11 protein-coding genes are annotated in these 12,399 nt (G+C 68.8%); 4 read left to right on the top strand and 7 right to left on the bottom strand.

Translation table 11 applies throughout. From position 1 onward, the window contains the following. Together J7F03_RS36715 and J7F03_RS36710 are read left to right on the top strand one after the other, a co-directional pair. The coding region (locus J7F03_RS36715; RefSeq protein ID WP_214957328.1) for a transposase at window positions 1–805 on the top strand (805 nt) is incomplete at its 5' end. Window positions 806–1,573: 768 nt separating this feature from the next. After that, complete coding sequence (locus tag J7F03_RS36710) at window positions 1,574–3,190, top strand: right-handed parallel beta-helix repeat-containing protein (protein ID WP_308380112.1); 1,617 nt, start codon at window positions 1,574–1,576, stop codon at window positions 3,188–3,190. On the opposite strand, the gene J7F03_RS36705 is transcribed toward J7F03_RS36710, so the two are convergent. From J7F03_RS36705 to J7F03_RS36675, 7 genes are all read right to left on the bottom strand, one after another. Then, window positions 3,124–4,545: a UDP-glucose/GDP-mannose dehydrogenase family protein gene (locus tag J7F03_RS36705; protein ID WP_214957326.1), complete on the bottom strand. Its 1,422-nt coding sequence runs from the start codon at window positions 4,543–4,545 to the stop codon at window positions 3,124–3,126. The two genes, J7F03_RS36710 and J7F03_RS36705, sit on opposite strands and share 67 nt — an antisense overlap. A gap of 83 nt (window positions 4,546–4,628) precedes the next feature. Continuing rightward, complete coding sequence (gene galE, locus J7F03_RS36700) at window positions 4,629–5,651, bottom strand: UDP-glucose 4-epimerase GalE (RefSeq protein ID WP_214957324.1); 1,023 nt, start codon at window positions 5,649–5,651, stop codon at window positions 4,629–4,631. A 58-nt stretch (window positions 5,652–5,709) separates the two neighbouring features. Next, window positions 5,710–7,584, bottom strand: a complete 1,875-nt coding sequence (locus tag J7F03_RS36695) for a glycosyltransferase family 2 protein (RefSeq protein ID WP_214957322.1) — start codon at window positions 7,582–7,584, stop codon at window positions 5,710–5,712. A gap of 128 nt (window positions 7,585–7,712) precedes the next feature. Beyond that, window positions 7,713–8,759, bottom strand: coding sequence for a UDP-glucuronic acid decarboxylase family protein (locus J7F03_RS36690; RefSeq protein ID WP_214957320.1), 1,047 nt, complete (start codon window positions 8,757–8,759; stop codon window positions 7,713–7,715). A 216-nt stretch (window positions 8,760–8,975) separates the two neighbouring features. Beyond that, window positions 8,976–9,464: a helix-turn-helix domain-containing protein gene (locus tag J7F03_RS36685; protein ID WP_214957318.1), complete on the bottom strand. Its 489-nt coding sequence runs from the start codon at window positions 9,462–9,464 to the stop codon at window positions 8,976–8,978. A gap of 551 nt (window positions 9,465–10,015) precedes the next feature. Beyond that, entirely contained in the window at window positions 10,016–10,543 is a 528-nt protein-coding gene (locus J7F03_RS36680) for a histidine phosphatase family protein (RefSeq protein WP_214957315.1), read from the bottom strand. After that, the gene (locus tag J7F03_RS36675; protein ID WP_214957313.1) at window positions 10,540–11,370 is read right to left on the bottom strand and encodes a hypothetical protein; all 831 of its coding nucleotides are present in this window, start codon (window positions 11,368–11,370) and stop codon (window positions 10,540–10,542) included. The genes J7F03_RS36680 and J7F03_RS36675 overlap by 4 nt, the downstream gene beginning before the upstream one ends. Before the next feature lie 266 nt (window positions 11,371–11,636). Between J7F03_RS36675 and J7F03_RS36670 the strand changes: the two genes are divergently transcribed. Further along, on the top strand, window positions 11,637–11,993 hold the full coding sequence (locus J7F03_RS36670) for a PRC-barrel domain-containing protein (RefSeq protein WP_214957311.1): 357 nt from the start codon (window positions 11,637–11,639) through the stop codon (window positions 11,991–11,993). A gap of 35 nt (window positions 11,994–12,028) precedes the next feature. Beyond that, window positions 12,029–12,199, top strand: a complete 171-nt coding sequence (locus tag J7F03_RS36665) for a hypothetical protein (protein WP_214957309.1) — start codon at window positions 12,029–12,031, stop codon at window positions 12,197–12,199. Window positions 12,200–12,399: the final 200 nt, after the last annotated feature.

Here is a 12,399-nt window from a genome sequence, read left to right as displayed (position 1 = left end):
CGTCCAGCGCCTGGAAAAGCTCCTGGAGGACACCGGGATCAAACTGTCCGCGGTCGCCTCCGACATCATGGGCGTCTCCGGGCGGGCCATGCTCGAAGCCCTCGTCAACGGCGAACGTGACCCGCAGACCCTCGCGGACATGGCCAAACGCAGGCTCCGCCACAAGATTCCCGCACTCACCGAGGCGCTGACCGGACGCTTCCGTGAGCACCACGCCTTCCTGGTCCGCCTGCACCTCGACCAGTACGACCAGCTCACCAGCATGATCGAGCAACTCAGCGGACGCATCGAGGAGGCGATGGCCCCCTTTCGTGACGCCCTCGACCTCCTCGACACCATCCCCGGAATCAACCAGGCAACCGCCGAAGTGATCATCGCGGAAACCGGCGGTGACATGACCCGGTTCGCGACGGCCAAGCACCTCGCGTCCTGGGCAGGGGTCTGCCCCGGCCACCACGAGTCCGCCGGCCGCACCAAGAACACCAAGGTCCGGCCCGGCAACCCCTACCTCAAAGGCGCACTCGGCCTCGCCGCGTTCGGCGCGGTCAGAACCAAGGACACCTACCTCGCCGCCCGTTACCGGCGGCTGACCGCCCGCCGCGGCCCGCTCAGGGCACTGGTCGCCGTCGAGCACTCGATCATCACCGCGATCTGGCACATGCTCACCGACCACAAGCCATACGACGAACTCGGCGGCACCTACTTCACCCAACGCGACCCCGAACGGGCCACCCGCCGCGCGATCACCCAGCTCAACCAGCTCGGCTACACCGTCACCCTCAACCCACTGGAAACCGCGGCCTGACCCACCCCGCACCGGACACCCGACAGCCACCAACGACCACCGGGCACCCAGCCATGCCCACACCCACCCTGAACTGCTGCTATTTACGCGTCAGACGCTATGCACATGCCCCAGTGCCGGGTGATTCCCAAGCTTATAGCGCGGGTTCGATTCCCGTCATCCGCTCTTACAAGAAGGCCCAGGTCAACGACCTGGGCCTTCTTCGTTGCCTAGACCTCTCGACCCTCACCGTGCCCTCCGCGTGCCCCAACTCGCGGAAATGCCCTGCCCGGAGACTCCTTCGCGCACCGCTGGCACCACCCGAGCGCGGGACCGTCTCGCAGCGCGAGACGCCTTTCCTGTGACCTGCACCACAAATAGAGTCGGTTCATGTGAATTCGATTCCGCAAAGCGGAGGTTGGCAGGACACGTCCCGCTCAGACGGTCGCGGCCCCGCGACCTGCACCTGCCAGCTGTACCGACCCGCGGGCCGACCCATCAGCGACGACCCCGCGACTGGGGTGCGGCCTGCGCAGGCACCGCTCCGGTCCCATGCTCCGGACACGCAGAACCCGACATGCACAATATCTGATAATTAGGCGCTATTCAGGCCTCAGGTCAAATATAGGGAGCTCATGCCATGTCACGGACGTAACGCACCTGCGGTTTCTGGCACCTTGTTACGCGAGGTGCGGAGCCGAACGGAAAGGGGACACCGAGATGATGCGCGACCGTCGGGCCGCCGGGTGGGGTCGCCGTGGTGGGGCGAAATTCGTCGCAGGTGTGACCGTGGGAGCGATCGCCCTTCTTTCCGGCTGCGATGTACTCAAGCCCTACACGCCACCGCGGCCTCCCTCCAAGGGGGCCCTCACCTTCTACGTGAGTCCAGACGGCGACGACGATCACGACGGGCTGTCCGAGGCGACCGCCTGGCGCACCCTCGGCAAGGCCGACCAGGTGCCGTTCCGGCCGGGAGACCGTCTCCGGCTCAAAGGCGGCGCGCGCTTCACCGGGGGGCTGACGATCGGTCCGCGGGATGCGGGCAGCGCACCGAAGCCGGTGGTGATCGATTCGTACGGCACCGGTCGGGCCACCATCGCGACGCGGGGCACAGCCGGCATCACCGTGTACAACACCGCCGGCGTGGAGATCCGGAATCTGACCCTCGTCGGCGATGCCAAGGCTCAGCGCAGTGCGGACGGCATCACCTTCTTCAACGACCGCCGGGACGGAAAGCCCCTGGACCACCTGCGGATCTCCGGGGTCGACGTGTCCCGATTCCAGCACGGGATTCACCTTGGAACAGGCCCGAAGTCCGCCGGCTTCCGCGACATCCGGATCAGCGACTCGGCAGTGCACCACAATCAGAACGCCGGGCTGGCCACCTACGGCCCCCCCTTCAGGGCCAAGGAACCGGGCTACGCCCACGAAAGGCTCGAGATCACGCGGGTCAAGGCGTACAGCAATCCCGGAGACCCGACCGCGGACGACCGCAACACCGGCAGTGGAATCATTCTCGGCAGCTTGCGCGGCGCCACCGTTCAGCAGTCGGTCTCGTACGACAACGGTGCGAAGTCCTCGGCCCGCGCCCAGGAGGGGCCCGAGGGCATCTGGACCTACGACTCGACCCGTGTCGTCATCCAGAACAACAAGGCGTACCGCAACCGCACCGGCTCACGCGTCGACGGCGGTGGATTCGGTCTGGACAACAACGTGTCATCGTCGGTACTCCAGTACAACCTGTCCTACGGCAACGACGGCGCGGGCTTCCTCGTCTATTCGGGAGAGTCGACCAACGCCCACAAGGACAATGTCGTGCGGTTCAACTACAGCTGGGACGACGCCCGAAAGCTGCCCTGGTACGGCGGCATCGTGGCCTACGGCAACCTCATGCGCGATCTGGACATCTACCACAACACCGTGGTCCTGCGGTCGACCGGCATCGAACGGCCCCCGGCCCTGCGCCTCCGCAACGGTATGAGCGGAGTCAGTATCCGCAACAACATCTTCGTTACCAACGGTGCCCCCGTCGTGGATTCGGACACGAACTACACACAGGCTCTCGTGCGTCTGCAGGGCAACGACTACTACAGCACCGGCGACTGGAAGCTGCAGTGGGGCAAGGCGCGGTACTCCGACTTGGCCGCCTGGCGGAAGTGGGCCGGACAGGAGCGGATGGGCGCCGTCATGACGGGCAGCAGCGCGGACCCGTGTCTCATGGGCGCGGTGGCCCCGGTCACCGATCTGGCCGGGGCCACCCCTCTGGTCTCGCAGTGCGCCGACGAGCTGGACGGCGCCGTCAAGCTGCGGTCGGTCGGCGTCGACCCCGGCCCGGTCGACTACTTCGGGGCCCGGCTGAGCACGGCGCCCTCCGCGGGTGCCGCGCAGCCGCGTAGCGAGGACTGAGCGAGACCGCTGCCGCGCTGGGGTGCGGGCACCGTGGCGGGGCCCGGCCTGCCCAGTGCCCGGACGGTCCAGCCGGCGGAGCGCCACAGACCCGCGTCGAGGTTGTTGCGGGCGTCGACCAGCCGCGGTGCGCACACCACGCGTGCCAGCTTCACCGGGTCGACCTCCCGGTAGTGGCTCCACTCGGTCAGGTGCAGCACGACATCCGCTCCCCGGCACGCGGTCAGGACGTCCGTCTCGTACCGCAGTTCGGGGTGGGCCACGCAGGCGTTGTAGATCCCTTCGGGGTCATGGACCCGTACCTCTCCACCCTCGCGGTGGATCGCCGCCGCCACGGCAAGGGCCGGAGAGTCGCGGACGTCGTCGCTGTTCGGTTTGAAGGTGGCGCCCAGGACGGTGATCCGGTGTCCGGAGAACGCACCACCGACCAGGTCGCGGGCGATGGCGACGGTCCGGCGCCGCTGGCGCAGGTTGATGTCGTCGACCTGACTCAGGAAGCTCACCGCCTCCTCGACGCCGAGTTCCCGGGCCCGGGCGGTGAATGCCCGGATGTCCTTGGGCAGGCAGCCGCCGCCGAAGCCGAGACCCGCGTTGAGGAAGCGGCGCCCGATGCGGGTGTCGTGTCCGAGCGCGTCGGCGAGGGTGCTCACATCGGCACCGGCCGCGTCGCAGACCTCCGCCATCGCGTTGATGAACGAGATCTTGGTCGCGAGGAAGGAGTTCGCCGCGACCTTGACCAGCTCGGCGGTGGCGGGGTCGGTGCTGATGTACGGGATGCCGGCCTCGAGCATGGGGGCGTACACCTCGCGCAGGGTCCGGTCCGCACGCGGTGAGGTGACGCCCGCCACGAGCCGGTCGGGCCGCAGTGTGTCCTCGACCGCGAACCCCTCTCGTAGGAACTCCGGGTTCCAGGCGACCTCCACGTCAGCACCCGCAGGGACAAGACTTCTCATCCGGGCCGCGATGCGGGGGGTGGTGCCCACCGGGACGGTGGACTTACCCACGATCAGGCAGGGACGCGTCAGGTGGGGAGCCAGCCCGTCGATGACGGCGTCGACGTATCGCAGGTCGGCTGCATTCGAGCCGGCCTGCTGAGGCGTGCCCACGCAGACGAAGTGCACCTCGCCGAAGGCTGCCGCCTCGCTGAGGGAGGTGGAGAAGCGCAGGCGCCCGGAGCCGATGGCGCGGGTCAGTACGTCGTCGAGGCCTGGCTCGAAGAAGGGGGGTCTGCCCTCGGTGAGAGCTCTGATCTTTTCTGCATCGACGTCCACGCCGAGGACCTCGTGTCCGATGTCCGCCATGCACGCGGCGTGCACGGCTCCGAGGTATCCCGTGCCGATGACGGTCAAACGCATGCGAATCTCCTGTCTGACGAGCTGGTGTGAGTGGGATGGAGTGAGTGGGATGGCGTGATGAACCGGAGACGGACTCGGACGCGTCAGCCCGTGTAGCCCGAGGGGTTGAGTTCCTGGAAGTGCCAGGCGTCGCGGCACATCGCGGCGAGATCACGGGTCGCGGCCCAGTTCCAGGCCTCCGCCACCGCGGTGGGATCGGCGACGAGTTCGGTCACGTCTCCCGGGCGGCGCCCGGTGACTTCGTAGGGGATCGGCCTGCCGGACGCCCGCTCGAAGGCGGCGACGAGGTCGAGGACGGAGGACCCCACCCCGGTGCCGAGGTTGAAGACCCGCATTCCGTTCTCGTCCCCGAGGTGCTCCAGCGCGCGGCGATGGCCCTCGGCCACGTCCATGACGTGGATGTAGTCGCGGATGCCGGTCCCGTCGGGTGTGGGGTAGTCGTCGCCGAAGACGCTGAGCCGTTCGCGGCGGCCGACGGCGACCTGCGCCAGGTACGGCATGATGTTGTTGGGCACTCCCCTGGGGTCTTCACCCAGCAGCCCGGACGGGTGCGCGCCGACCGGGTTGAAGTACCGCAAGGCCAGCACGCTGAGCTCGGGCAGGCGGCGGCAGGTGTCGGCCAGTACTTGCTCGCAGAGCCACTTCGTCGAGGCGTACGGGTTGGTCGGGGCCGCCGGATCCCCTTCCGTCAGGGGCACCTTGGTGGCGTCCCCGTAGATCGAGCAGGACGAGGAGAACACCAGCCGGTGCACTCCGTGCCCGTGCATGGCCGACAGCAGGGCGGTCGTGCCGCCGACGTTGATGTCGTAGTAGGCGATCGGGATCTCCACGGACTCGCCCACCGCCTTCTTCGCGGCGAAGTGGATCACTGCGTCGATAGGGTGCGAGTCGAATACCGCATCCAGCGCGTGCCGGTCCCGCATGTCGGCCCGGTAGACGGCGGCGATAGGTCGTCCCGCGATCTTCGCGACGCGCTCCAGGGACTCCGGTGAGCTGTTCGAATGGTCGTCGATGACGACCACCTCGTAGCCGTTCTCAAGCAGTTCGACACAGGTGTGGCTGCCGATGAAGCCGGCGCCGCCGGTGACCAGGACCGTCGTGGGCATGGGGGTGGGATCCTTTCTCCGTGATCGTCTGTGGGGGTGGAGGGCCGGTGCGCCGGTGTCACCAGCCGAAGATGCCCGCCGCGTAGACGGGGAACAGGCCGATGGCCAGGGCGAGCGGCAGCAGCGTGAGGGTTCCGGTGAGCAGGGGCATGCGGGCCGTCACCGCCGCCTTGTGCGTGGGTACTCCCGCCGCACGGGCCATCTCGCGGATGTGCAGCCCGGCGATGGTGAGGGTGACCACGGCGTACGAGAGGGAACCGAGGATGCACAGGAAGACATATCCCGCGGCGGGGCCGGTGAGCTCGCCGGTCACGGCCGCGCAGGACAGGGTGGTGGTGATGATCAGGTAGGGCGCCACGAGCCGCAGCGGCAGGGGCTCAAGCCCGTCCGTCGACTTGGGGGTCACCTTGAAGACCACCGGCCGCGGGCGCAGCTTCTGCACCAGGGCCGCACCCACCCCCCAGGCGACGAAGGGCCAGCGGGCGAGCCCGAAGAGCCAGCTCTCCCAGCTCAAGATCGGTGCTTTTGCGGGGCGGAGCAGGCCGCGCCTGCGCACGAGCACGGTGAGGAGCAGCAGCCATACGGACATCGCCCAGAAGTGGCCGAGGAACGAGAAGTAGTTCACGTTGATCCAGGGCAGACCGGTGACGGCCGCGACCGGAGGCAGAGCCAGCGCCATGGTCGTGGTCGCGGCGAGCAGCGGGTAGTACGACAGGGCGAAGGCGAAGCGCAGGCGCAGCCACCCGCGCATGCGGCCCAGGTGGCGCGGCAGCATCCCGAAGAGCATCACCGCGAGACTGCGGGACCACTGGAACTCCTGGGTGGCCATAGCGGCGAACGTGACGGGTCCGTCGCCGCGCGCGTGAGCGTCGATGGCGAACGATCCTTGCCAGCCGGCCGAGTTCATCAGGAATGTGGTCGAGAAGTCCTCTGCGAGTTCGGGCCCGATGCCGCCGATGTCCCGCACCGCCTCCGTACGCACCGCGTAGTGGGAACCGATGCACACGGGCGCGAGGCCGGCCGAGTGGCCCAGCTGAACCGCCCCGTGAAAGACGGCTTCACGATGCAGTCGGCCCCGGGCGGACCAGGACGCCTCAGCATTGGCGTCGCACACGCTCGGAGCTGCGACGTAGCCGATAGCGGGATCGGAGAACGGCCGCACCATCTCGGTCAGGTACGTACGGCTCGGCACGTGATCGCAGTCCAGCTGCGCGACGACGTCGTAGTCGCGGTAGCCCCAGTGGTCGTAGAAGTAAGCGAGGTTGCCCTCCTTGCAGCGCGTGCGGCGCGGCCAGGTGAGCCGGTGGTAGTCCGGGCGGTCCCGGCGGCAGGAGACCCGGACTCCGTTCGCCTCGCACCAGTCCAGGCTGTCGCCGGAAGGGTCCTCGTCGCACAGCCATACGTCGTACGGGTGGGGGTAGTCCTGGCGAAGCATCGCCTCCAAGGTGGTGCGGGCGATGTCCCAGTGCTCCGACGGAGCCCGGGTGACCACGAATGCGGCACGCACCACCGGGACTTCGATCCGCGGGTCGAACCGGCGCAGGCGGACGATCGCGACCCAGAAGGGCAGGGGCAGCAGCGCGAGGTAGAGCAGCAGCGCACTGTTGACGGCCAGGCCCACCCAGCCGATCCGGTGCTCGGGACGCAGCCACCAGACCCAGAACCAGACGAGGCAGGCGACCCACCCCAGGGTGAGCACCGCCACCTTCAGCCTGTCGGCCGTGCCGAACTGGCGGACGAAGCTCGTCGGGCGCGTCTCCAGAGCGCGGCTCGGATGGGCGAACACGGGCCCGTCGGGAGGAATCTCGGCGACGCGGCCACGGGAGAGCTCGCGGATCTGATCCTTGAGTGTGGTCTCCGCTCCGGACGGGCTGGGGATGCGCCCATCGGTCGCGGGAGCCTCGCGTACGAGCCCTGGCTTGGTCGGGGTCATATGAGCGCACTCCGAAATGATCTAGATGTGGCGGCGCGAGAGACTCACGGCCGCCTTGGAGGGAAGGGCCGGCGGGGAGAGGCGTGCGGTGACGCCGCTGCCCGCCGGAGGGGAGGGTCCGAGCTCGTTCAGGCCTGTGCGGGGACGGATTCCGGCCTGTCGGACACAGCGCCGGCGTACTTCCTCGGGGGCGGCATCCCGTCCTCCTGGCCGCCGCGGATCGCGGCGGCCCCGGCCGAGAGGTCTGCGGGGCGGGAGGCGAACCAGTCGCTCGTCCTGCGCAGCCCCTCCTCGATGTCCACCTCGGGCGACCAGCCGAGCGCGTCCCGCGCACGGGAGATGACCGGGCGTCTGCGGGTCGGGTCGTCGACGGGGAGCGGGTGGTACTGGATCTCCGACAGTGAGCCGGTGAGTTCCAGCACCATCTCGGCGAGCTCGGTGACCGTTCGCTCCACCGGATTCCCCAGGTTGAAGGGTCCGGCCTCGGAGGAGTCGAGCAGGGCGACGAGTCCGCGGACCAGATCGTCGACGTAGCAGAAACTGCGCGTTTGCTTTCCGTCGCCGTAAATGGTCAGGGGCTCGCCAGTGAGGGCCTGGGTGATGAAGCTGGAAACCACCCGTCCGTCGTGCGGGCGCATGCGCGGACCGTAGGTGTTGAAGATCCGTGCGATGCCGACATTCAGACCGTGGGTGCGGCGGTATGCGACCGAGATCGCCTCGGCAAATCGTTTCGCCTCGTCGTACACGCTGCGGGGTCCGACGGAATTGACGTTGCCCCAGTAGTCCTCGTCCTGCGGGTGGACCAGAGGGTCGCCGTAGACCTCACTCGTCGACGCGAGGATGAATCGGGCACGGTGGCGCAGTGCGAGACGGAGCGCGTTCTCCGTGCCCCTGCTGCCGACGGCGAGCGTCTCCAGCGGCTGGCGCAGGTAGTCGGGCGGTGACGCGGGGCTTGCCAGGTGAGCGACGGCGTCGACGGGGCCGGGGACCTCCGCGGTGGCGCTGACATCTGCACGGATGAATTCGAATGCCGGATTGGGGAGCAGGTGTGCGATGTTCCTGGGCTCGCCTGTCGAGAAATTGTCCAGGCACACTACGGAGTCCCCGCGCCTCAGCAGGGCCTCGCAGAGATGCGACCCGAGAAATCCACCGCCACCGGTGACGGCAACGCGCATACGGTTCTCCAGGAATCGGGAGCGGAAAGCCTGATGTCGCGTTCCTGGCGTAGCCGACCCACGTGCACGGCGACCGGAAGCGAACGGGCTCAGGGGAAACTCAGGCAAAGAATATGGACATACGTAGGACTTTTCTGTGCAGCGCAAATCCGCGCTACGCCGATCGGCCGCCCATCCCAATGCGCCACTCCCCATCGACACAAGGCGCCCTTGCCCTCACGCCACGATCAGCGCATATTTCCGCCTCACCCTCGCGTGTGAGCCGCCGCCGCGCGCGGCGATGGCGTTGCTGACCATCACCTCTGCTTCCTCGCGGATCTCGGGGTGCTCGGCGAGGTAGGCGGCGAGCGCATCGGTCGCGCGCCTGTAGGCGTGCTGGGCGCGCTGGGCGGTCGCGTTGGCGACAGCCACGTCGTCGATCAGTTCCATGGCCGGGCCTGCGGCCAGCGTCGGCGGTCCGACCAGGTTGGTCAGGGACAGGCCGAAGATCTCCGCGAAGCCGATGGCCTCGTCGAGGTTGATGCGGCGCTTGCGGTTCTCGATACGCCAGACCGCCGACGGGTTCATCTCGTAGCCGGCCTCGTTGAGCAGGTCGGACACCAAGGTGGTGCTCCATCCCCGCTTGTCGCGCTCGACCTTGATCCGCGTGGCGACGTTGTCTTCGCCCTTGAGGAGTACGCCCTCGGGCTCGTCCTCGCAGGACACACCCCATGAAGTGGCAATGGATCGGCCTGATCGCCTTCTCGCTCACCCTGCTGCCCGCCGCGGTGGCGATGATCACCGATCGGGTGCCGGGCCGCCTGCGGGGGAAGCTGGCACCCGTGCGACCGCGCGGCTGGGCCTTCCTGCTGATCTACGCCACCGCACCCGTCAACGCCGTGCCGCGACTCGTCGGAGCCTCCTCCGACATCACCCTGGCCTGCACTGCCGTCGGCGGCGGCCTCGCGGTGGCCGGGTGCCTGGTGCTGGGTGCTGGGTGCCGCCACCCTCCGACGCCTGCACCGCTCCCCCGCGGCGCCCTCGGAAAGGGCCTGGCGTTGAAACCGGCCCCGACCTTCCGGCCGAGCTGGTGGCGCGAGACCGCATCACTCATCGCGTGGTGGGGAATGATCGCCCTCGCCCTGTGGGTCCTGGGCCGGATGCTCGGCACGCCGGCAGCGCTCGGAGGGAATCCGGTGCATGGAGGCCGAGGAGGAGCGCGGCTGAGCCCGCTCCTTCGGCACCGGTCGGGACCTCCCCGTCAGGGGTTCGCACCGTCAGGGGTTCGCACCGCGGGGCACGACCATGTCGGTCAGCCGGGCGGCACCAGGTTCAAGGGACGACCAGGGCCCCGGCACGCGCAGCACGGCGATCGCGGATGTCGGGAACTTCGTACGGGTCTGCTCCAGCGCGTAACCGTCCGACTCACTGGCAAGCAGCAGGACCAGCTCCTGCACGCCGGGGTTGTGCCCGATCAGCATCAGCGTCCGTACTTGCGCGGGGATCTCTCGTACGACGTCGAGCAACTCCCCGGCGCTCGCCCGGTAGATGCGTTCCTCGTGGATCACCGCAGCGCCGGCGCCGAACTCGGCCGCGACGAGGTCCCACGTCTGGCGGGTGCGACGGGCGGGGGAACACACGACGAGGTCGGGAACACAGTCGGCCTCGCGCAGCCAGCGGCCGGCCGCCGGGGCGTCGCGGCAGCCGCGCGGGGCGAGTGGCCGCTCGGAGTCCGCCACGTCCTGCGGCCAGGCGGACTTGGCGTGCCGCAGGACGACCAGGCGCCGCAAGGTGCCCGGAGTCATGGCGTCGCCGGGCGCTGGTGGCCGACCTCGCGCGCGAGGTCCAGCCCGAGGACGCGGTCGAGAAAGGCGAACACCTCGAACTTGGCACCGGCCGGCACGTCGGCGCGCTTCGCCACGCTGACCAGCATGTCCAGGACAGCGGGGACGCCGAGATCATCGGCGAGCGCGGCACGGGCCTGTCGCAGCACGTCGGCGGGGATCGGCCTGGACGGCTCCTGCGCCCAGTCGGCCACCTGCTGCCGCCAGTGCCTCAGCATCCGCCGGGCCTCGGCGAGCGCCGCGCTGGTGACCGTGACCGGCGTGCGGTAGGCGTGGCCGAGCAACAGCATCCTCACAGCCAGCGGGTCGGTCCCCTCCGGGGCGAATGCGTCCGGGAGATCCGAGGCGAGGGGGTGGCCACGGTCTGGGACGCCCCCGTCCGGGGGTGCTGGGCTGACCTGGCCCACGTCGATCCGGACCCCGCTGACGGCGTCCTGCATGGCGCTGCCGTACGCGAGCACGTGCACGTCGGCAGCGGCGCACACCGTCTCGGCCAGATGGTGAACGCCGGCGGTGGCGGGCGGGTGGATGCCGAGAACGGCCATGGCCCGTTCGAGCGTCTGGGCCGGCTCAGGCGGCAGGTCCGGCGTAGTGAGGACCGTGACGGACTGCAGCCCATGCAGCTCCGCGGTGCGCGCCAGTACGTCACCGACCAGAGGCGCCCGCACGTGCACCGCGCCGATCCCGGTGTCGATGACCGGCAGGTGGACGCAGATGCGCAGCAGGTGGCGGTGTGCGGAGGGGATCTCCACGAGGCGGCCGGTGCGAGTGTCGGCGATACGCAGCATGACGCGGAGGCTAGTCGTGGAAACCTCCGGTACGGGGGAGGACCTGACCAGGACGCCAACGTTGTGGAATACCGCGCATCGCACGGTCGCTCACGGCGATAGGTGGCCTGTACCGCCGCGACATCACTGGTGCCGGAGAAGCGCCAGGGGCATACCATGATGAATGGGTCGGTGCACTCTCACGTGCAGCGCCCGGAAGGGCGGCCCCGGCGTGTGAATGTGCCGGGGCCGTTGTGTCACCCTCGTCGCGCCGCAGGGAGCGGAGAATGATCCATTCAGCCGATATCCGCGAGTGGCGGGACTGCGACGTCGTCGACCCCAAAGGACACAGGATCGGCTCGCTGGAAGCGATCTACGTGCACACCGCTACCGACGAACCGGCCATGGCCACCGTCCTCACCGGCTTGCCCACCCGCCGGCGCCTGGTCTTCGTTCCTCTCGACGAGGCGATCGTGGGACCCGGCTACGTCAAGGTCGCGCACGCCAAGGCAGTCGTGAAGAAGGCCCCGGCCATCGGCACTGATGACGTCCTGCCCGCCGAGCAGGAAGAAGCGATCTTCAAGCACTACGAGATGGCCTACCAGCCCGGCGCCCACGGCGAACGGAAGCTCGCGCGCCGCTGACCGCCCCGAGCCCCGTGCCAGAAGAGGTGTTCGCAATGGCGATCTTCCTGTTCCTGCTTCTCGTGGCCGTCATCCTGGGACTCATCGGCGCGCTGGTGGAGGGCATGTTCTATCTCCTGATCATCGCCATCCTGCTCGTCGTGGCCGACGTGGCCTTCATCGCCACACGACGGTCCCGACGCTCGCATCGCCGCCACCTTCGGTAGTACTCGCAGGGGCCTTCCACCCGTGCCCCATCCGTGCCCTTCGGAGGGGTGAACAGCGGTCGACAGGGGTACAGCGGCACCCCCGCAGCGGGCCACCCAGCAACCAATATTTGCAGGTCAGCAACTCAGCGCACCTTCGGTGCGCGCCGGGGGCGTGGTAAATCCCGTGGCGCGCGCCAGGGGTGCTTCTGTCTGCCCTG

It is taken from the genome of Streptomyces sp. ISL-43 (assembly GCF_018614195.1).
Classification (GTDB): Bacteria; Actinomycetota; Actinomycetes; order Streptomycetales; family Streptomycetaceae; genus Streptomyces.
The sequence above is the reverse complement of the archived record's forward strand: the minus strand, read 5'-3'. Positions and strand labels throughout refer to the sequence as shown.